This is a genomic window from Bradyrhizobium iriomotense (assembly GCF_030160715.1).
Classification (GTDB): Bacteria; Pseudomonadota; Alphaproteobacteria; order Rhizobiales; family Xanthobacteraceae; genus Bradyrhizobium; species Bradyrhizobium iriomotense.
Map to the genome: position 1 here is coordinate 19,228 of NZ_BSOW01000025.1, position 20,565 is coordinate 39,792.

Annotated in this window: 19 protein-coding genes; 12 read left to right on the plus strand and 7 right to left on the minus strand. The window is 64.9% G+C overall.

Annotated elements, in window-relative coordinates:
• Positions 1-71: 71 nt before the first annotated feature.
• Positions 72-872, minus strand: coding sequence for an alpha/beta hydrolase (locus QQL28_RS30470; RefSeq protein ID WP_284271516.1), 801 nt, complete (start codon positions 870-872; stop codon positions 72-74).
• Between the two features lie 245 nt (positions 873-1,117).
• Here QQL28_RS30470 and infC point away from each other — a divergent pair, with 245 nt between their 5' ends.
• Positions 1,118-1,657, plus strand: coding sequence for a translation initiation factor IF-3 (gene infC / locus QQL28_RS30475; protein WP_027528252.1), 540 nt, complete (start codon positions 1,118-1,120; stop codon positions 1,655-1,657).
• Between the two features lie 255 nt (positions 1,658-1,912).
• Here infC and QQL28_RS30480 read toward each other — a convergent pair whose 3' ends face one another.
• Positions 1,913-2,314, minus strand: a complete 402-nt coding sequence (locus tag QQL28_RS30480) for a hypothetical protein (protein ID WP_284271518.1) — start codon at positions 2,312-2,314, stop codon at positions 1,913-1,915.
• 288 nt (positions 2,315-2,602) lie between these two features.
• On the opposite strand from QQL28_RS30480, the gene rpmI reads away from it, so the two are divergent.
• The 6 genes from rpmI (at position 2,603) to QQL28_RS30510 (ending at position 8,304) form a co-directional block, all read left to right on the plus strand.
• The gene (rpmI, locus tag QQL28_RS30485) at positions 2,603-2,803 is read left to right on the plus strand and encodes a 50S ribosomal protein L35 (protein ID WP_008539890.1); all 201 of its coding nucleotides are present in this window, start codon (positions 2,603-2,605) and stop codon (positions 2,801-2,803) included.
• An 80-nt stretch (positions 2,804-2,883) separates the two neighbouring features.
• Positions 2,884-3,243 (plus strand): 50S ribosomal protein L20, encoded by a 360-nt coding sequence (gene rplT / locus QQL28_RS30490; RefSeq protein ID WP_027528250.1) that lies wholly within the window; start codon positions 2,884-2,886, stop codon positions 3,241-3,243.
• A 187-nt stretch (positions 3,244-3,430) separates the two neighbouring features.
• Positions 3,431-4,513 (plus strand): phenylalanine--tRNA ligase subunit alpha, encoded by a 1,083-nt coding sequence (pheS, locus tag QQL28_RS30495; RefSeq protein WP_284271521.1) that lies wholly within the window; start codon positions 3,431-3,433, stop codon positions 4,511-4,513.
• An 89-nt stretch (positions 4,514-4,602) separates the two neighbouring features.
• The gene (locus QQL28_RS30500) at positions 4,603-5,073 is read left to right on the plus strand and encodes an endonuclease domain-containing protein (RefSeq protein WP_284271522.1); all 471 of its coding nucleotides are present in this window, start codon (positions 4,603-4,605) and stop codon (positions 5,071-5,073) included.
• Positions 5,070-7,478 carry a phenylalanine--tRNA ligase subunit beta gene (gene pheT, locus QQL28_RS30505; protein ID WP_284271523.1) on the plus strand — a complete coding sequence of 803 codons (2,409 nt, stop codon included), beginning with the start codon at positions 5,070-5,072 and terminating at the stop codon, positions 7,476-7,478. Before QQL28_RS30500 ends, pheT begins: the two co-directional genes overlap by 4 nt.
• 55 nt (positions 7,479-7,533) lie before the next feature.
• Positions 7,534-8,304: a sulfite exporter TauE/SafE family protein gene (locus QQL28_RS30510; protein WP_284271526.1), complete on the plus strand. Its 771-nt coding sequence runs from the start codon at positions 7,534-7,536 to the stop codon at positions 8,302-8,304.
• A gap of 33 nt (positions 8,305-8,337) precedes the next feature.
• Here QQL28_RS30510 and QQL28_RS30515 read toward each other — a convergent pair whose 3' ends face one another.
• Positions 8,338-9,720 carry a flavin monoamine oxidase family protein gene (locus QQL28_RS30515; RefSeq protein WP_284271528.1) on the minus strand — a complete coding sequence of 461 codons (1,383 nt, stop codon included), beginning with the start codon at positions 9,718-9,720 and terminating at the stop codon, positions 8,338-8,340.
• 191 nt (positions 9,721-9,911) lie between these two features.
• On the opposite strand from QQL28_RS30515, the gene QQL28_RS30520 reads away from it, so the two are divergent.
• Positions 9,912-10,895, plus strand: coding sequence for a YiiX/YebB-like N1pC/P60 family cysteine hydrolase (locus tag QQL28_RS30520; RefSeq protein WP_284271530.1), 984 nt, complete (start codon positions 9,912-9,914; stop codon positions 10,893-10,895).
• 86 nt (positions 10,896-10,981) lie between these two features.
• On the opposite strand, the gene QQL28_RS30525 is transcribed toward QQL28_RS30520, so the two are convergent.
• Positions 10,982-11,257: a metal-sensitive transcriptional regulator gene (locus tag QQL28_RS30525; protein WP_284271532.1), complete on the minus strand. Its 276-nt coding sequence runs from the start codon at positions 11,255-11,257 to the stop codon at positions 10,982-10,984.
• A 62-nt stretch (positions 11,258-11,319) separates the two neighbouring features.
• On the opposite strand from QQL28_RS30525, the gene QQL28_RS30530 reads away from it, so the two are divergent.
• The gene (locus QQL28_RS30530; protein WP_284271533.1) at positions 11,320-13,773 is read left to right on the plus strand and encodes a heavy metal translocating P-type ATPase; all 2,454 of its coding nucleotides are present in this window, start codon (positions 11,320-11,322) and stop codon (positions 13,771-13,773) included.
• A 71-nt stretch (positions 13,774-13,844) separates the two neighbouring features.
• Positions 13,845-14,294, plus strand: a complete 450-nt coding sequence (nikR, locus tag QQL28_RS30535; RefSeq protein WP_284271535.1) for a nickel-responsive transcriptional regulator NikR — start codon at positions 13,845-13,847, stop codon at positions 14,292-14,294.
• An 11-nt stretch (positions 14,295-14,305) separates the two neighbouring features.
• Here the strand turns inward: nikR and trpS are convergent, their stop codons facing one another.
• Positions 14,306-15,322, minus strand: a complete 1,017-nt coding sequence (trpS, locus tag QQL28_RS30540) for a tryptophan--tRNA ligase (protein ID WP_284271537.1) — start codon at positions 15,320-15,322, stop codon at positions 14,306-14,308.
• A 391-nt stretch (positions 15,323-15,713) separates the two neighbouring features.
• On the minus strand, positions 15,714-17,357 hold the full coding sequence (locus tag QQL28_RS30545; RefSeq protein ID WP_284271538.1) for a S53 family peptidase: 1,644 nt from the start codon (positions 17,355-17,357) through the stop codon (positions 15,714-15,716).
• 271 nt (positions 17,358-17,628) lie between these two features.
• Here QQL28_RS30545 and QQL28_RS30550 point away from each other — a divergent pair, with 271 nt between their 5' ends.
• Positions 17,629-18,801: a phosphorylase family protein gene (locus QQL28_RS30550; RefSeq protein ID WP_284271539.1), complete on the plus strand. Its 1,173-nt coding sequence runs from the start codon at positions 17,629-17,631 to the stop codon at positions 18,799-18,801.
• Between the two features lie 89 nt (positions 18,802-18,890).
• Positions 18,891-19,643 carry a sulfate transporter family protein gene (locus QQL28_RS30555; RefSeq protein ID WP_284271540.1) on the plus strand — a complete coding sequence of 251 codons (753 nt, stop codon included), beginning with the start codon at positions 18,891-18,893 and terminating at the stop codon, positions 19,641-19,643.
• A 132-nt stretch (positions 19,644-19,775) separates the two neighbouring features.
• Here the strand turns inward: QQL28_RS30555 and nth are convergent, their stop codons facing one another.
• Positions 19,776-20,558 carry an endonuclease III gene (gene nth, locus QQL28_RS30560; protein ID WP_284271541.1) on the minus strand — a complete coding sequence of 261 codons (783 nt, stop codon included), beginning with the start codon at positions 20,556-20,558 and terminating at the stop codon, positions 19,776-19,778.
• Positions 20,559-20,565 lie beyond the last annotated feature (7 nt).

A 20,565-nucleotide genomic window follows, 5' to 3' on the forward strand; every position in this document is an offset into this window, starting at 1 on the left:
AAGCACGACCGTCTCTGGAATACTGGATCGTCCGCTTTCGCGGACGATGACATCGAATGCTTGGAAACACTTCACCCGATCTCCGCGACCGCGGCAAGGATGCGCGAAATGTCCTGCGGACGCGACAGGCGATGATCGCCGTCCTGGATCAGCGTCAGCACGACGTCATCGGCCGGCAAGCGGTGCGTCAGCGCGAAGGCGTGCTGCCACGGCACGTCCGGGTCCTTGGCGCCTTGCAGGATGCGCACGGGACAGCCGACATCGATGGCGCTGCCGAGCAGAAGATGGTTGCGGCCTTCCTCGATCAGGTTCCGCGTGATCGGATAGGGCGAGCCGTCGCCATATTCGGACGGCCTGAGCCAGAGGCCCGTGGTCTCGATCTCCTTCTTCACATCGGCGGGGAAATTCTTCCACATCAGTTCCTCGGTGAAGTCGGGCGCCGGCGCGATCAGCACCAGCCCCGCCAGCGATGCTTTGGCCCGTGGTTTCTCTTGGCGCTTCCTGATCTCGCGCGCGAGCAGCAGCGCCATCCAGCCGCCCATCGAGGAACCGATCAGAACTTGCGGGCCCGCGCAAAACTGCTCGAACACCGCAACGCTCTCCTCGAGCCAGCGCCCGATGGTGCCGTCGGCGAAATCGCCGCCGGATTCGCCGTGGCCGGAATAGTCGAACCGGACCGAGGCGCGGCCATGCGCCATCGCCCAATCGTCCAGCGCCACCGCCTTGGCGCCCTGCATGTCCGACTTGAAACCGCCGAGCCAGAACAGCCCAGGCCCCTTGCCGGCCCGGGCGCGGACCGCGATCCTCCGCGGCGATGCGCCTTCGCCCACATCAATGAAGGTGGGAGCCTGGTTGGCAGTCGAATTGGTCATGGAACGTTTACTCTTGCTGTGCGGTTTGAACTGTCCGGCCCCCTGCAATACGCTGGGATCGGCATTGGCCCTTAGGGACGCTTGCGGAACCGGGACAACGTGTCTATGTCGAGCGGCGTGCGGTTGGGCGTGACCAAAATACCTCGCATTTGAGGGTTTTTCGCGTGCGGCCGGCGCGACTTGCTTGCCCGCAGACGCATCTTCCTTCAGACTACCCGCTTCGTTCACAACTTTGGAGAACCAACATTCGTCGTCCCAATAGAGCCCCGGCCCCTGCTGCCAAAGACGGGCCGCGCATCAATGATGATATTCGCAATGCGCAGATCCAGCTGATCGATCAGACCGGTGACAACAAAGGCACGGTCGAGACGATGATGGCCATCAAGATGGCCCAGGAAGCCGGCATGGATCTGGTCGAGATTTCGCCCAATACCAGCCCTCCCGTCTGCAAGATTATGGACTACGGGAAGTACAAGTATTCCGCCCAGAAAAAAGCCGCTGAAGCCCGCAAGCGCCAGAAGACCGTCGAGATCAAGGAGATCAAGCTGCGGCCGATGATCGACGATCACGACTATGACGTGAAGATGCGCGCGATGCAGCGGTTCTTCGAAGAGGGCGACAAGGTCAAGATCACGCTGCGCTATCGCGGCCGCGAAATGGCGCACCAGGAGATCGGCACCAAGCTCTTGGACAAGATCAAGAGCGACGTCGCCGAGCTCGCCAAGGTCGAGCAGGACGCCAGGTTCGAGGGCCGCCAGGTCGTCATGGTGCTGGCGCCGCGCTGAGCCGAACTAGCTCTTATGAGGTCAACGGCCCGTCAGCCATCTGGCGGACCGTTTTGTTGAATCGATCATGCGAGCCGGCGGACTCGATGCACCCCTCCCGCTTGCGGGAGAGGTCGCGGCGCTCGGCAGCGCACTTGCGCGTCTGAACGACGCGGGTGAGGGCTCTCGCCTCTTGGGGAGTTCTTCATTGCGGAGACACCCTCTCCCCGACCCTCCCCCGCAGGCGGGGGAGGGAGCGCATCGAGCGCTTGGCACCTAAGTCCGCGTCGCCTGCCAGGTGCCGCTGCAGCGGTCGCCGGAGATGATCCCGTTCCAGGAGCCGGCGCCGCCGCTGCCTGCAAGCCGGCCACCGCCGCTGGCATGGGAGGCGCCGACCGAGACCTGAACCGCGACGGAACCGGCACGGTTGACGGTGCCGGAGACACGGCCGCCACCGGCGGAGGTCACGCGGCTGCCGGTCACCGTGAAGGGGACTCTGTAGCCGGAACTGCAATTGCCACGCGTGGTGGCGAAGGTGACGTTCCAGACTCCGTCATAGCCGCCGGCCCTGGCATCGGCGGCGGACGGCAGGGCGGCCGCGCCGAGCACGACGAGAAGCGCGACGGCGCTGGGACGGCGAACGACACGAGACAAAAAGGATCGGGGGAAATGGGACATTTTGGTTCCGCTCCAGGCGGCAAGGCGTGACGATGAGAGTGCCAACCTCAAATAGTCGGACGGCCCGTTTCCGCGGTTCATCGTTGCCATTTGGCTCTGGCTCTGCCATAAGCCCAGCCTTCATCGCCCGGCTGATTTAAGGGCTGCCGTGGCGGTGCCCGTGCGGGTTTCGCGCTGATTTGCCTGGCAAGTCACAAAAACCTGAGCACAATCAACGCTCTAACGAGCATTTTTGACGGCCAGCCGCCTTCGCGGGCGGTATTCTTTTATGGCCATTAGGAGAGCCAAATGCCCAAGTTGAAGACCAAGTCGGGCGCTAAAAAGCGCTTCAAGGTGACTGCCACCGGCAAAGTGATGCACGCCCAGCGCGGCAAGCGTCACGGCATGATCAAGCGGACGAAGAAGCAGATCCGTCAGCTCCGCGGCACCCGCGTGCTGTTCAAGACCGACGGCGACAACGTCAAGAAGTACTTCTTGCCGAACGCCTGATCGCGTCGACGATCAATTCAGCCGAGCCGCGTTCGCGCGGCGCTTCCGAAAACCAAAGTCACCTCTGAAGGATTTTTGTCATGTCTCGCGTCAAACGCGGTGTGACCGCCCACGCCAAGCACAAGAAAGTCTACAAGGCCGCCAAGGGTTTCTACGGCCGCCGCAAGAACACGATCCGCGCCGCCAAGCCGGCCGTCGAGAAGGCCGCGCAATACGCCTTCCGCGACCGCAAGCGTCGCAAGCGCACCTTCCGCGCCCTCTGGATCCAGCGCCTCAATGCCGCCGTGCGCCCGTTCGGCCTGACCTACAGCCGATTTATCGACGGCCTTGCCAAGTCGGGCATCACCGTGGACCGCAAGGTGCTGTCGGATCTCGCGATCCGCGAGCCCGCCGCGTTCCAGGCGATCGCCGAGAAGGCCAAGGCCGCGCTGGCGGCGTAAGCCGTCCTCCACTGTGCTCTGCGCAGCTTTCAAGTCGTGATGGCCCGGGCCTAGGCGCGTTGTCGCGCGTTACGTGCCCCGGCCGTCATCTCTCGCGCAAACACTTCTCAGACGTGGACGCCCGGCGAAAGCCCGGGTGTGACGGGCTAGGAGCATCGGCTAAGCATCCTGGCCAAAAGGGATTGCCATGACCGATCTTGCCAACCTCGAATCCCAGATCATCGCCGATGTCGCGGCCGCCAATGATGAGGCCGCGCTCGAAGCCGTCCGCGTCGCTGCGCTCGGCAAGAAGGGCTCGATCTCCGCGCTGCTTGCCACGCTCGGAAAAATGTCGCCCGACGAGCGCAAGACGCAAGGCGCGGCGATCAACCAGGCCAAGGACAAGGTCACGCAGGCACTCGCCGCGCGGCGCGACGTCCTGAAGTCGGCAGCGCTCGATGCAAGGCTCGCCGCCGAGACCATCGACGTCACCCTGCCGCTGCGCGACGCTGCGGCTGAAGCCGGCCGCATCCATCCGCTCAGCCAGGTCTGGGACGAGCTGACGACGATCTTCGCCGACATGGGCTTTTCGGTCGCCGAAGGTCCCGATGTCGAGACCGACGACTACAATTTCACGAAGCTGAACTTCCCGGTCGGCCATCCCGCGCGCGAGATGCACGACACCTTCTTCTTCCATCCGAAGGAGGACGGCTCGCGCATGCTGCTTCGCACCCACACCTCGCCGGTGCAGGTGCGCACCATGCTGAGCCAGAAGCCGCCGATCCGCGTGATCTGCCCGGGCCGCACCTACCGCATCGATTCGGATGCGACCCACACGCCGCAGTTCCACCAGGTCGAAGGCCTCGTGATCGACAAGAGCTCGCATCTCGGCCACCTCAAATGGATCCTGCACGAGTTCTGCAAGGCGTTCTTCGAGGTCGACCACATCAACATGCGCTTCCGCCCGTCGTTCTTCCCGTTCACGGAGCCGTCGCTCGAGGTCGACATCCAGTGCCGCCGCGACAAGGGCGAGATCCGCTTCGGCGAGGGCGAGGATTGGCTGGAGATTCTCGGCTGCGGCATGGTGCATCCGAACGTGCTGCGCGCCTGCGGCATCGATCCCGACGAGTACCAAGGCTTTGCCTGGGGCATGGGCATCGACCGCATCGCCATGCTGAAATACGGCATCGCCGATCTGCGCCAGCTCTTCGACAGCGACGTCCGCTGGCTGTCCCACTACGGCTTCAAGCCGCTCGAAGTCCCGACGCTGGCAGGAGGGCTGAGCTCGTGATGGCGATGCTCGGGCGAGACGGTTTAGGGAAGACTCTCTCCGTTCCCTCCCCCCTTGTGGGGGAGGGCCAGGGAGGGGGGTAGCCGCGGATGCCGCACGCAGTCGTAAGCGATCGTCAGCGCAGCCAGGCGAAACAGCTTCGCCGAGCGATGACGCGCGCTGAAACACTGCTGTGGCGCTACCTGAAGGCCAATCGAATGGACGGTGTTGGATTTCGACGCCAGACCCCGATCAGAAACTATATCGCCGATTTCGTTTGTTTCTCTTCAAAGCTCGTCATCGAGCTCGATGGAGAATCCCACGATTTCGAAGAGCGTCAGAGAGCAGATCAGCGCCGCGATGCATTCTTCGCCGCCGAGGGCTTTCGCGTTCTGCGATTTACCAACGAACAGGTGATGTCGAACCTTGAAGGAGTTGTTGAGGCGATCCGCCAGGCAACGTCCGCCGGAGCAAGCGGCTCACCCCCCTCCCTAACCCTCCCCCACAAGGGGGGAGGGAACTCTGACACCGACCACAACAACTCAGTTAGCAACAGCAAGACCCGAGGCACACAGCCATGAAATTCACCCTCTCCTGGCTGAAGGACCATCTCGACACCGACGAGACGCTCGACAAGCTCGCCAAGAAGCTCACGATGATCGGGCTCGAGGTCGAGAACATCGAGGACAAGGCGAAGGCGCTGAAGCCGTTCACGATTGCGCGGGTGATTTCCGCCGAGCAGCATCCGAACGCGGATCGGCTGCGCGTCTGCATGGTCGACACGGGTGATGGCGGTGCGCCGGTGCAGGTCGTGTGCGGCGCGCCGAATGCGCGCACCGGGCTCGTCAGCGTGTTCTCGGCCCCCGGGACCTACATTCCCGGCAAGGACATCACGCTCGGCGTCGGCACCATCCGCGGCGTCGAGAGCCGCGGCATGCTGTGCTCGGCGGCGGAATTGCAGATCTCCAACGATCACGACGGCATCATGGAATTGCCGGCGGACGCGCCCATCGGCGCTGCCTATGCCGAATGGGCCGGCCTCGGCGATCCCGTGATCGAGATCAACCTGACGCCGAACCGGCAGGACTGCACCGGCGTGCACGGCATCGCGCGCGATCTTGCCGCAGCCGACATGGGCAAGTTCAAGGATCCGACCATCAAGCCCGTGAAGGGCGAATTCCCCTGCCCGGTGAAGGTGACGGTCGAGGACACGACGCTGTGCCCGGGCTTCGCGCTGCGTCTCGTGCGCGGCGTGAGGAACGGTCCATCGCCGGAATGGCTGCAAAAGCGGCTGACCGCGATCGGGCTGCGCCCGATCAACGCGCTGGTCGACATCACCAACTTCATGACCTTCGACCGCGCGCGTCCACTGCACGTGTTCGACGCGAAGAAGGTGAGAGGCAATCTCGTCGTGCGCCGCGCGCGCGACGGCGAGAGCCTGCTCGCGCTCGACGGCCGCACCTATAATCTCGATCAAAACATCTGCGTGATCTCGGACGAGCATGGCGTCGAATCGCTCGCCGGCATCATGGGCGGCGAGGCCTCGGGCTGCGACGAGAACACCACCGACGTGCTGATCGAATCGGCGCTGTGGAACGAGATCAACATCGCGCAGACCGGCCGCAAGCTCGGCATCAATTCGGACGCGCGCTATCGTTTCGAGCGCGGCGTCGACCCGGCCTTCATGGTGCCGGGTCTGGAGCTCGCGACCAGGCTGGTGATGGAGATGTGCGGCGGCGCGCCGTCGGAAACCTTCGTGACCGGCAAGGCGTTCGGCGACGACCGCGTGATCGATTTCCCGTTGTCCGAGGTCAAGCGGCTGTCCGGCATCGAGGTGCCGCAGGTCGAGATGAAGCGCATCCTCAGCCACCTCGGCTTCATGATGGCGGGCGCAGGTCCGACCGTGAAGGTCGCCGTTCCCTCCTGGCGCACCGACGTGCACGGCAAGGCCGACATCGTCGAAGAGATCGTCCGCATCTACGGCGTCGACAAGGTGCCGGAGACGCCGTTCGAGCGTGGCGAGGACGCGCGCAAGCCGGTGCTGACGGCGCTCCAGCTCCGCACCCGCCGCGCGCGTCGGTCGCTCGCGACCCGCGGCATGGTCGAGGCGGTGACGTGGTCGTTCATTGCAAAGCCGGCGGCCGAACTGTTCGGCGGCGGCCAGCGCGAGCTCGAGCTTGCCAACCCGATCGCATCTGACCTTTCCGACATGCGGCCGAGCCTGTTGCCGGGCCTGATCGCCGCGGCGCAGGCCAATGCCGATCGCGGCTTCGGCGACGTCGCGCTGTTCGAGGTCGGCCAGCTCTTCAAGGGCGATCGTCCGCAGGATCAGTTCTTGGCGGCAAGCGGCGTCCGTCGCGGCTTCGCGTCGTCGGAGGGTCTTGGCCGTCACTGGTCCGGCTCTGCCGCGGCCGACGCGTTCGACGCCAAGGCCGATGCGCTCTCCGTGCTCGCTGCAGCCGGCGCGCCGATGCAGGCACTGCAAATCGTTGCGGGCGGACCGAGCTGGCTGCACCCCGGACGCTCCGGCACTATCCAGATCGGCCCGCAGAACGTGCTCGGCTATTTCGGCGAGATGCACCCGCGCGCGCTGGAAGCGCTCGGCGCCGACGGCCCCGTGATGGCGTTCGAGGTGATCCTCGACCGCATTCCCGAGGCCAAGAAGAAGCCGACGCGGGCAAAGCCGGTGATCGAGCTGTCGGCGTTCCAGCCGGTGTCGCGCGACTTCGCCTTCATCGTCGATCGCGCCATGAAGGCCGGCGACATCGTGCGCACGGCGCAAAACGTCGACAAGAAGCTGATCACCGCGGTCAACGTGTTCGACGTCTATGAGGGCAAGGGCATCGACGACGGCAAGAAGTCGATCGCGATTGCCGTCACGATCCAGCCGCGCGAGAAGACGCTGACCGACCAGGAGATCGAGGCCGTGGCCGCCAGGATCGTGGCCGAGGTGACGAAGAAGACCGGCGGCATCTTGCGAGCATGATGCCGAAAAGTGTGAAGCGGTTTTCGGTCGACATCATGCTCCAGAGTCATAGAGCATGAGTCTGACCGACCTTCTGCCGAAGGACGTCAGTCTCGCGACGGCGATGGCGATCTGCGCCGTGGCCTTCGTCTCCAGCACCGCGCGCGGCTTCTCGGGCTTCGGCTCGGCGCTGATCTTCATGCCGCTTGCCAGCAGCGTGGCGCCGCCACGGCTGGTCGCGGCGCTGCTGCTGATCATCGATTTCGTCGCCGCCGCGCCGTTGCTGCCGGATGCCTGGCGCAAGGCCGACCGCAAGGCGACGGCGGTGATCGTGCTGGGCGCGCTGATCGGCGTGCCCGTCGGCACCTATCTCCTCAGCGTGCTCGATCCGGTCACGACGCGCTGGATCATCTCCTGCTTCGTCGCGGCGCTCTTGCTTCTCCTGCTGTCGGGCTGGCGCTATCGCGGCAAGGATCACGCCTGGCTTTCGGTCGGCATCGGCGGCCTCTCGGGCTTTTGCAGCGGGCTCGCGCAGACCGGCGGCCCGCCGATCGTCGGCTACTGGCTCGGCCGTCCCATCGTCGCGGCGGTGGCGCGCGCCAATATCGTGCTGTTCTTCGGCGCCTCGGATCTCTTTTCCATGGTCAGCTACGCAACGAGCGGCCTGATCACGCGCGATGCGCTGCTGCTCTCCCTCGTCGTCGGCCCCGTCTATGCGGCAGGCGTCGCCTTCGGCGCGTCACTGTTCGGCCGCGCCAACGAGAAAGTCTTTCGCGCGATTTGTTACGCGCTGATCGCGATGGCAGTCATTTTCGGCCTGCCGGTGCTGGATGGGATTTTGCGCTGAACCATCCGCGAGTCGTCCCGGCCTAGACAACGGCTAACGCCTTTGCCGTCGCTTCGTCGACTGCGTCGGCATCTCGGCCGGCTCATCCCTTAGCGCACCGATGCGGCGCAGCGCGGCTTCGGCGGCGCGTTCGCCGCTCTCCCAGGCGCCATCGACGGTGCCCCAGAGCGTGTCGTGCGTGGCTTCGCCGGCGAGATACATGCAGCCGATCGGCTCGGTCAGGATTTTTCGCGAGAGCTGGCCACCCGGCGCTGACGCCGACATCGCGCCCATCACGAAGGGCGACGCATTCCAGCGTGTCGCGCTGACCTTCTTGATTCCGGCCGTCGCCTCGCTGCCGAACAGCTTCGTCAGCCATTCCCTGGCGAATGCGGCCATCGCCTGCTCGCCCTGCTCCGACAGGTCGCGGCCGAAGGAGCCGCCGACATCGATCGAGCACAGCGAGGAGCCGCCGATATTGGCGAACAAGAGCGCGGTGCGGGTCGAGTTGCTCTGCTCGATCAGGATGTCGTCGCGCAACAGCCCGAGCGGATTGCCCGGCAGTTGCAGCACGATGTGATCGTAACTGCCGAGGCTGAGCTTGGAGGCTGCGTCCAACGTGCGCTTCGGGATATCGGGCGCGAACTTGATCGCGCCTGCGGTGAGCACATTGGTCGAGACCGTGATGACGGCGGCGCGCGCGACGATCTTGCCGGCTGGCGTCTCGACGCTGACGTCGCGGTTGCTCCAGAGGATGCGGCTCGCCGGCGTCGACAGCGCGACCGGCGTCTGCTCGCCGAGCTTGGTGATCAGCGTACCCAGGCCCTGCTTGCAGGCGATCGCGGAGTTGCGGTCCTGCGCGCGGGCCTTGTCAATCGCCGAAAGCTCCTTGAGGTCCTTGCCGGCGAAGTTCGCGCCCAGCAGAAACTCGGCCGTGCCCGCCCAGTCGCCGAGATCCTTTGGCAGCACGGAGGCGCAGGAGGTGTCGAGCTTGCCGCGCGAGGCTTCATCAATGGCGCGATTGGCGCGCACCAGCGCCGCCAGGAATTCCTCGGTCTCGCCGGCGCGTGCGTTGCGGCGGCCGATGCGCATCTTCTGGCCGACGGGGGCCGGCGACACGTCGAGCCCGACGCTGCGCGCAAGACGGATCATCGGGTTGGTGTCGGGGTTGTGCATCCAGCGCGCACCGCGATCGAATGCCGCATCGAATGTGGTGCTGTCCGTGATGCAGCGGCCGCCGATCTGGCTTGCCGCTTCCACCACCACGACCTTGCGATTGGCCGCCATCACCCGCCGCGCTGCAGCGATACCCGCCGCGCCGGCGCCGATCACGACGATGTCAGCCTCGCGCGGCAGGGGTGCGGCGGTCGCGCGCAGGATCGGGGAAGCAGCGAACGCCGCCGACGCCGATAGGAAGCTGCGGCGCGTGATTGTCATGTCATGGTTTCCGGGGACTTGAAGCGAACGGGAACAGCTAGCGAACCTTGCCGTATCTGGCGTAGCGCGGCAACCATCATGGTGAATCAATCGTACTTGATCGCCGTTCGCAATGAACCAAATTGCAACGCGTATCGACCATGATAAGAGAAGGGAAAAAGGCAGCCGGAAAAGGCTGCGGGGAGCTCACTATGGGGACCGTCCTAGACTCAGTCGGCAAGCTGATTGCCGCGTACCTCTCCAAGGAGGTGCCGGGCTACGAGCCGTTCACGCCGAGCGATCCCGAGCATCTTCGCGGTGTCATCCAGCCCGGCGACGTCCTGCTGGTCGAGGGCAACAACCGCATCTCCGGCATCATCAAATATCTCACGCAGTCGACCTGGTCACATGCCGCGCTCTATGTCGGTCCCGTCGAGGGTGCGGTAGAGTCCGACGGTGAACAGCACGTGCTGATCGAAGCCAATATCGGCGAAGGCGTCACCTCGGCGCCGCTGTCGAAATATTTTCCGTATCACACCCGGCTGTGCCGTCCGGTGGGTCTCTCCTACGAGGACCGCACCACCGTCTGCCGCTACGCCATCAACCGCATCGGTTTCGGCTACGACACCAAGAACATCCTCGACCTGATGCGCTATCTGTTTCCGCTGCCGATCCCGCAGCGCTGGCGGCGGCGCATGATCGCGATCGGCTCGGGCGATCCGACCAAGATCATCTGCTCGGCGCTGATCGCGCAGGCCTTCGACGCCGTGCGCTATCCGATCCTGCCCAAGATCACCAAGGCCGGCAGCCGCCAGGCCAAGCGCGAGATCCTGCACATCCGCGATTCCTCGCTCTACATGCCCCGCGACTTCGACATCTCGCCCTATTTCGAGGTCGTCAAACCCACCATCGTGCACGGCTTCGACTACACGACCTTGCACTGGGCCGACAAGCAGAAGCCGCTCGAGGAGGTGGCGGGCACTTTCAGTGTGTTTCCAGAAACGCTCCGTTCGCCGCCGCTTGTTCCTGAAGCGCCTGACGAAGAAACGCCGGCTGAGGTTCCGGCTGAAGAAGTGAGTGCGGCTGAGGCTGATGCCGCGGCACGCATTCCGGTCTCCGAGCGCTTTCCGCTGCTGAAGACCATCGCCATGTACCGCCCCCGACGCCGTGCGCGGGCGCGCGATTTCGCGGCGTAAGGGCATCAACCCTCAGTGTCGTTCTGGCGAAAGCCAGGACGACACGGGGAAGTGTTGTGCGCTCCCGCAACAACGACGTGTGAAAACTACCGCTCCGCGCGGCTGATCACCGCCATCAGCTCCGCGATCTTTTCCCGCTGATCGGACTTGTTGCCGCTCGAGATCGCGTGCTCGACGCAATGGGCGACGTGGTCTTTCAGGATCTCCTCCTCGACCCGGCGCAGCGCGGCGCGCACCGCGGAGATCTGCGTCACGATGTCGATGCAGTAGCGGTCCTCGTCAACCATCTTGGAGAGGCCGCGGACCTGCCCTTCGATCCGGCCCAGACGTTTGCCGACGGATGCCTTGATGTCCTTGCGCATGACGTCTATATACCCCTACCGGGTATGGGTTGCAAGATGGGCTGCAAGGCCGGAGCGCTGGAATGAACGACACCGAACACAAGCAGGTCGACGCGGCCGCAAAGCCCTCCGGATGCGGTTGTTCCGCCACGGCTGCCGCGCCGGTGGAAAAGCCTGCGGCTTCGTCGTGCTGCGGCGGCCATGGCGATCATGCCGGCCACGCCCATCACCATCACACCTCCTCGAGCGACAAGGTCCGCGATCCCGTCTGCGGCATGATGGTCGATCCCGCGACCTCGAAGCACCGCTTCGAGCATCACGGCGAGACCTTCCATTTCTGCTCCGCCGGCTGCCGCACCAAATTCGCCGCCGACCCCGCCAAATATCTCGCCAATGAAAAGGCGCCCGAGCCCGAGATGCCCGCGGGCACCATCTACACCTGCCCGATGCATCCGGAGATCCGCCAGGTCGGCCCTGGAAGCTGCCCGATCTGCGGCATGGCGCTGGAGCCGGAAGTGGCGAGCCTCGACACCGGCCCCAATCCCGAGCTCGCCGACATGACACGCCGGTTCTGGATCGGCGGAGCGCTGGCAATGCCGCCGGTCGTGCTGGAGATGGGCGGCCATCTCGCGGGCCCGCACAACTGGATCGATCCGACACTCTCGAACTGGATTCAGCTCGTATTCGCCACACCCGTCGTGCTGTGGGCCGGCTGGCCGTTCTTCGTGCGCGGCTGGCAATCGCTCGTCACGCGCAACCTCAACATGTTCACGCTGATCGCGATGGGCACGGGTGTCGCCTATGTCTACAGCCTGTTCGGCACGCTGGCGCCGCAGATCTTCCCCGCGACCTTCCGCGGCCATGAGGGTGCGGTCGCCGTCTATTTCGAGGCGGCCGCTGTCATCACCGTGCTGGTGCTGCTCGGCCAGGTGCTTGAGCTGCGCGCCCGCGACGCAACCTCAGGCGCGATCAAGGCCCTGCTCCAGCTGGCGCCCAAGACCGCGCGGCGCGTCGAGCCTGATGGCAGCGAGCACGAGGTCGAGATCGACACGCTGCATGCCGGCGACCGCTTGCGCGTCCGCCCCGGCGAGAAGGTGCCGGTCGACGGCCTCCTGCTGGAGGGGCGTTCCTCGCTCGATGAATCCCTTGTCACCGGCGAATCGATGCCGGTCACCAAGGAGGTCGGCGCCAAAGTCATTGCCGGCACGCTGAACGAGTCCGGCAGCTTCATCATGCGCGCCGAAAAGGTCGGGCGCGAGACATTGCTGTCGCAGATCGTGCAGATGGTCGCCGACGCCCAGCGCTCGCGTGCGCCGATCCAGCGCCTCGCCGACCAGGTCGCCGGCTGGTTCGTGCCGACGGTGATCGCCGTCGCCATCATCGCCTTTGCGACATGGGCCTGGTTCGGGCCGGAGCCGCGGCTCGCCTTCGGCCTGGTCGCGGCCGTCAGCGTGCTCATCATCGCCTGCCCCTGCGCGCTTGGCCTCGCGACGCCGATGTCGATCATGGTTGGTGTCGGCCGCGGCGCGCAGGCCGGCGTCCTGATCAAGAATGCCGAAGCGCTCGAGCGGATGGAAAAGATCGACACGCTCGTGGTCGACAAGACTGGTACGCTGACCGAGGGCAAGCCGAAGGTTGTTGCGATTGTTCCGGCTCAGGGCTTTGCCGTGGACGACATCCTGCGCCTTGCCGCCAGCGTCGAGCGCGCCAGCGAGCATCCGCTGGCCGATGCAATTCTGCGCGCGGCCAAGGAGAGGCAGCTCGGCCTCGGCCAGGTCGACCAGTTCGATTCGCCGACCGGCAAGGGGGCGACCGGCAAGGTCGACGGCAAGACCATCGTGCTCGGTAACGCAAAGTATCTCGCCACGATCGGCATCGACACGACGCCGCTCGATGCGGAAGCAGAGCGGCTGCGCCAGGACGGCGCCACCGTCATCAACATGGCCATCGACGGCAGGCTGGCCGGGCTGTTCGCGATCGCCGATCCGGTCAAGGCGTCGACCCCGCAGGCGCTGAAGGATCTCACTGCCGAGGGCATCAAGGTCATCATGCTGACCGGCGACAATCGCACCACGGCAGAGGCCGTCGCGCGACGGCTCGGCATTGCCGACGTCGAAGCCGAGGTGCTGCCGGACCAGAAGAGCGCGGTCGTGACCAGGCTTCAGACATCGGGCCGCACGGTCGCGATGGCCGGCGACGGCGTCAACGACGCGCCGGCGCTGGCGGCGGCCGAGGTCGGCATTGCCATGGGCACGGGCACGGACGTCGCCATGGAAAGCGCCGGCGTCACGCTGCTCAAGGGCGATCTCACCGGCATCGTGCGCGCGCGAAAACTATCGCAGGCAACGATGCGCAACATCCGGCAAAACCTGTTCTTCGCGTTCATCTACAACGCGGCCGGCATTCCGATCGCGGCCGGCATCCTCTATCCGGCGTTCGGCGTCCTGCTGTCGCCGATCATCGCCGCCGCCGCGATGGCGCTGTCCTCGGTCAGCGTCGTCGGCAACGCGTTGCGGCTTCGCGCAACACGGCTGTGATGCCTGCGAAATCCGTGTAAAACGGCGTTGTTGATGCCGCGCGAGAGCGCGCGGCGCGCGGGGAGCGTTTCATGCAGCGGGTTACGATCACGATCGAAGACGATTTGCTGGCGGAGATCGATGCCGCGGCTGCGGCGCGCGGCTACCAGAACCGCTCGGAGATCATCCGCGACCTCGCCCGGGCGGGGCTGCAGCAGGCGGCGGACGACACCGCCCAGACGGGCCCCTGCGTCGCCGGCCTCGTCTATGTCTACGACCACGCTGCGCGCGATCTCTCCAAGCGCCTGGTGCAGGAATTCCACGACCATCACGACCTCGCGCTGGCGACGCTGCATGTTCATCTCGACGAGGACAATTGCATGGAGATGACGGCGCTGCGGGGCTCCGCCGACGAGGTCAAGCATTTCGCCGACCACATCATCGCCGAACGCGGCGTGCGCTACGGCCGCGTGGTGATGATTCCGACGGGCGAGGGGAAACAAGCAAAGGTGCGCAAGCACGCGCATAAACACGGGTCGTAGCAAGACCGCGACTAGAACGAAAATAACCCCAAGCCCGCCTTGATCTCATCCAGGGTCGCCTGCGTGACCTGCTTCGCGCGCTCGGTTCCCTTCCGTAGCTCTGCCAGCACATGGGATTGATCCTGCGCGAGCAGGTAGCGGCGCTCCCGGATCGGCGCGAGCAGGGCCTGCAAGATGTCCTCCAGGCGCTTCTTGACTACGACGTCGCCGAGGCCCCCTGCTCGGTAGCGCGTCTTCAGGTCCTCCACCTCGGCCTGATCCTCGTCGAATGCATCGAGATAGGTGAAGACGACATTGCCCTCGACCCGTCCGGGGTCGCTGGCCCTGACATGTCCGGGATCCGTGTACATTCTGCGCACGGCCTCGCGAATCTCGTCCGGCGACGCCGACAGGGCGATGCTGTTGCCGAGCGACTTGCTCATCTTCGCCCGGCCGTCGATGCCGGGAAGCCGCCCCGTGGTCGGGATCATCGCATCGGCTTCCGGCAGCAGCTCTCGTCCGACCTGGCGGTTGATCCGCCGCACGATCTCGTTGGTCTGCTCGATCATCGGCGCCTGATCCTCGCCAACCGGAACGACGCTCGCCCTGAACGCGGTGATATCTGCGGCTTGCGCGACGGGATAGCACAGGAAGCCAGCCGGAATGTCGCGCGCGAAGCCGCGCATCTGGATTTCCGCCTTGACCGTCGGGTTGCGCTCGAGCCGCGCCACGGTGACGAAGTTCAGATAGAGCAACGACAGCTCCGCCAGCGCCGGCAGCGCCGATTGCAGGCAGATCGTCGTCTCCGAGGGATCGATGCCGACGGCGAGATAGTCCAGCGCCACCTCGATGACGTTGCGCTTCACCTTGTCGGGATCGTCCGCATTGTCGGTCAGCGCCTGGCTGTCGGCGATGAGGACGTATTGCCGGTGCGACCGCTGGAGCGCGACGCGGTTTCGCAGCGAGCCCGCATAATGCCCGAGATGCAGCGGGCCGGTGGGGCGATCACCGGTCAGGATGATCGGCTTGTCTTGCGCAGGGGAAAGCATTGACGTCTCCGGGATTGGAGCCGCCGCACTTCGACAGAGGGTTCTTGAAATGACGACCATGCCGAACACGGCGGCGATGGTCGAATGAAAGACATGACGACGCGCCGCTCCTTCAGAAGGAGCGCCACCAGGTGCAGACGGAGGGGTTCACCGCGTCGGTCATGGTCATCTCCTCGCACAACTCGGGTGCGTCGGCAAGCTGCGCCGTCATTGCGAGCGAAGCGAAGCAATCCAGGCTCTCTCCGCGGAGGGGATTCTGGATTGCTTCGTCGCTTCGCTCCTCGCAATGACGGAAGCATTCGGCGGGTCCGACTCTCGCCGTGATCGCGGGCGCAGCCCCTCACCCGCCCCTCTCCCCGCGAAGGGCGGGGAGAGGGAGAAGCACGCGTGATCACGCCGCCAGCAGATCCTGCAGCGCCGTGCCGTTGGGGACGCCGAGACCGGAGGCGGCGTCCCAGCCGGGGCCGGCCTTGTACATGCCGTGCAACTGACCGGTGATGTCGTTGTTGCCGCTGGTGATGTCGCGGAACGCGCCTTTCGCATTCGGCGCGTAGATCAGCGGGTTGATGAAACCTACCGTCTTGCCGAACTTCTTGGTCGTCGCCTCATTGATCCGCGCGATCAGCCCGGCCATCAGCGGCGCTACCGCGCTGGTGCCGCCAATCGTGGTGCCGACGCCATTGAGGAAGATCTGATAGCCGGTCGCCGGATCGGCATCGCCCGCGACATCGGGCACGCCGCGCCCGCTGTGATGCGCCGGCGATTTCGGGACGTGAGCATGGGCCTGGTATTTCGGCTGCGCGAACACGATGCTGACGCCGCCGCCGCCCGCGCCGTCCTCCGGCCCGCCGTTCCAGACCACCTCCTGGATCTGGCCGTTCGGCGCCTTCAGGTTGGTGCCGCCGCAGGCCAGCGCAAACGGGCTCGACGCCGGGAAATCCGCATGCGGCTTGCCGTCCCAGTCCGAGCCCATGTCGGCCGAGCCGTTGTCGCCTGAGGCGACACAGACCGTGACGCCCATCGCGGCCGCGTCGCGGATCGCCTCGTTCAGGCCGTCGACGAATTGCTGCGAGCCTTGCGGATCTTCCGGGCCGCCCCAGCTGATCGAGATCACCGACGGTTTTCGCGCGCTGTCGTGGACTGCAGCTTTCACCGCATCGATGAAGCCGTTGGTGGTGTTGGGCGCGAAATAGACCACGATATTGGCCCCCGGCGCGACGGCGCCCGCGACCTCGATATCCAGCACGACCTCGCCGTCGGCATCGGAATGGCCAGGCTTGTTGGCCCCGCCGTCGACGCTCGCGGGCGCGATATGCGGCATCGGGATGCCCGCCTTCTTGAAGAACGTCTTCAGGTCCGACGTCTTGTAGCCGGCCCCGGTCGGCTTCCCCTTCTGGTCGATGTCGTTGAGCTCGATGATGGCGATGCACTGGCCGGCGCCGGTCTCGCCGTCCGGAAAATTGTAGAGCTGGGCGATCTGCTCGACCGAGAAGCTGCGGTTCTGGGCCGCACGCGCAATCGCCGCCCGCCCGATCCGCTTGTGCCGGAAGTGCGGACGCGCGACGGGACGATTGTCGAGCCCGTGCACGCCGATGACGATACCTTCGAGCTCGGCCGGAATCTGCACGCTGCCCTTGCGCATCCGATAGGTCGCGCCGTCGTGCTTGACCTTGTTGAGCTTGACGCCGAAGGCCGCGCTCAGCGCCTTCACCGTGCCGGTCAGCTTCACCGTGCGCGAGGCCAGGTGCACGCTCTTGACGTTGAGATCGTGGTGATGCGCGAAATTGTCGATCTTGGCGACGTCGGCCGGATTGGCGCCCATCTGCGCGGCAAACTCGGCGCGGGACAGGTATTGCCGTTCACGCGGCAATTGCGCACCCAGCTCCATCACGGTCTCATCGTCGGAGCGTCTGGCGCGCAGACGGACGCTGATCTCGATCTCCTGCTTGGGATCGGCCGCGCCGACGAGCTTGGCCCCCTTCGGCAACTTCCGTGCGCTGTTCGCCAGTGCCACGCGTTTGATCGTGCCTGCCATGACTTCCTCCGTTTGTGATTGGAAGGGCGATTGCCGGTATTCAACTATAGGTGTAGTCTGAAATTGAATTTGGTTCAGATATCGAACGACATTTTTTCATAGAAACCTTTGTCTTACCGATCAAAACGTCGACCGTCTCAATCCGGAACGGAATTGGTCAGTGGCCCGGACCAATCGATATCCGCGAACTCGATCTAAAATTGCAACCGTCGGTCTGCTCGGCCGACCAATGGAAGATACTGTCAAAATCAATTGGCGCAGGAGTTAAGCGATGCTGGCTGACCGCAAATGGGTTCAGAGAAATCTTGGTTTCGATCCGATCACGACGCCGCCGCCGCGCGATACCTTTACCGTCAAGCGCCTGGCGGACGCCGCGGTGAAGCGGTCCGTAAAAGTTTCTCCGGAAGATTTTCAGCGCGAGATCATCGACTTCGATTCGGAATCGCCCGCGGGCCGCGAGTTCATGGCTTTCTCCACGGCGACCGGGCTGTCGCGCTTCACCGACATTCCCTGGCCGAAGGGGCTCGCGCCGCAGACCGGGCCGAAGCCGAAGGGCAACGGCAACAGCCCGCTGCCGCGCGGGGACGTGCTTGTGGTGACCTGGACCGTCGACGAGGGCCATGCGCTGAGCCGCGTGCTGACGCCGGGCAAGGACTCGCGCAACGACTACCTGCCCTACACGCATAATTTCACGACCATCTCCAAGAAGATGCGCAACGGCTGCCCGGCCATGGAGCTGAAGCGGCTCGGCACCTACTGGACCACGACGATCGGCAAGAAGAAGGTCGTGATCTTCAAGTCCGATTCGCACATGTCGCAGGACGGCCCGCAATTGCCGAACATCGACGTCTGGCGCCAGATCATCCAGGAGGTGCAGCCCTCGCTCGTCATCACCACGGGAACCGCCGGCGGCATCGGCAAGCAGGTCGAGGTCGGCGACGTCATCGTCAGCCCGATCGTTCGCTTCGACTGCCTGTCGAAATTCAAGAAGCAGCCGTTCGCGCAGGAGCATTTTTCGAGCAAGGCGGCCAGGAGGACGCGCTTTGCAGAGGCCAAGACGCTGTTCAAGGCCAATGCCGGGCAGCTCCCCAAGGACAATACGAGGCCGCCAAAAATCTTCGTGGTGAAGCCGAGCGGATTGAGCTCGTCCGTGGTCACCACCGATTTCTTCGGCTTCGACACCTCGGACGATCACTTCCATCTCCAGGGTCTCGGCGACGTCTCCGAGATGGGTGACGCGATCCTGGGGCTCGTCGCCAAGGACATGGGCGCGAAGGCGCCGCGCTGGCTTGCGATCCGCAACGTCTCCGACCCGCAGATCAAGGCCGAGGGCATGCTGAAGCAGCAGGAGCAGGTCGCCGCCCAGATCTACAAGGGCTTCGGCCGCTGGAGCTCGGTCTGTAGCGCGATCACCTGCTGGGCCAGCATCGCGGCCGAAAAATAGGCCAGCGGAAAGCAGCAGGTCAGCCTCCCTTGCCGAAAGCGGCCCGCATGTCTACCTCTCGCGAGTGAATTCTCGTGAGAGGTACCCCGATGCTTGATGCCGCCGTCAAGGCGCTGTCGCAGATCTTATCGCCGCCGATGCGCTCGATCCTGTGGCGCTCGATCGGTGTCGCGCTCGTGCTGATCACCGTGCTGGCGATCGGCCTGCAGCGGCTGCTCAGCTGGTTCGCCACCTATGGCGAGGTCTGGCTCGAGGGGCTGCTCGGCCCCGGCTGGCACTCCGCGCTGGAAGTGCTGTCCTGGATCGTCTCGATCGCGGCCGGCCTTGGCGTGGTGTTCGGCGGCATCCTCTTGATGCCCGCGATCACCTCACTGGTGGCAAGCCTGTTCGTCGACGACGTCGCCGATCATGTCGAGCGCGAGCACTATCCGGCCGAGCGGCCCGGCGTCGCGCTGCCGTTCACGATGGCCATCCACGAGGGCGTCAAGACGGCGCTGCTGACCATCCTGGTCTATCTGATCGTGCTGCCCTTCGTGTTCCTGGCGGGCGCCGGCTTCCTGATCTTCTTCCTCGCCACCGCATGGCTTTTGGGCCGTGAATATTTCGAGCTTGCCGCCATGCGCTTCCGCTCGCCGGAGGAAGCCAAGGCAATGCGGCGCGACAACGCTGCGACCATCTTCGCCGCGGGCCTGATCATCGCCGCCTTCGTCTCGATACCCATCGTCAATCTGGCGACGCCGATCTTCGGCATGGCCTTCATGGTCCACATGCACAAGCGCCTGTCCGGACCACGGCCGGAGCTGATCGAGCCAAGGCGCCGGAGCGGCGTGCCGGTAGGGTAGATCATCCTCATGGTGAGGAGACGCGAAGCGCCGTCTCGAACCATGCAGGCCCGTATCTCGCCCGTGGCCATCCTTCGAGACGCCGCGCCGAGGCGCGGCTCCTCAGGATGAGGATCGTGCAAGGCGCTCCCGCTACACCGTCTTCTCCGGCCACCGGCAGAGATCGTTGATCAGGCATACCTCGCAGCGCGGCTTGCGCGCGAGACAAGTGTAGCGGCCGTGCAGGATCAGCCAATGATGGGCGTGCAGCATGAACTCCGCCGGGATCACCTTTTCGAGACCGAGCTCGACGTCGAGCGGCGTCTTGCCGGGCGCGAGGCCGGTGCGGTTGCCGACGCGGAAGACGTGCGTGTCGACCGCCATCGTGTGCTCGCCGAAGGCCATGTTGAGCACGACATTGGCGGTCTTGCGACCGGCGCCCGGCAACGATTCGATTTCCGCGCGCGTGCGCGGCACCTCGCCGCCGAAATCGGTCAATAGTTTCGCCGACAGCGCGATCACGTTCTTCGCCTTGGTGCGATAGAGACCGATGGTCTTGATGTATTCGCGCAGGCGCTCCTCGCCGAGATCGAGCATCTTTTGCGGGGTGTCCGCGACCTGAAACAATTCGCGCGTCGCCTTGTTGACACCGGCGTCGGTGGCTTGGGCCGACAGCACGACGGCAACGAGCAGCGTGAAGGGATTGAGATGCTCGAGTTCCCCCTTCGGCTCCGGATTGGCCCTGCGAAAGCGGGCAAAGACCTCGTGAATCTCGGCCGGCGTCCAGGGTTTGGCAGTCCTGGGTTTAGCAGTCCTGGGTTTTATGGCCTTGAGCGATGTCTTTGCTGGCCCCTTCGGCTTGGCGGCTTTCGCCCTTGCCTCCTTCTTCGGCACTGCGGATTTGCGGACGGTCGTCTTGCGGGTGATTTTTGCCATGACCGGG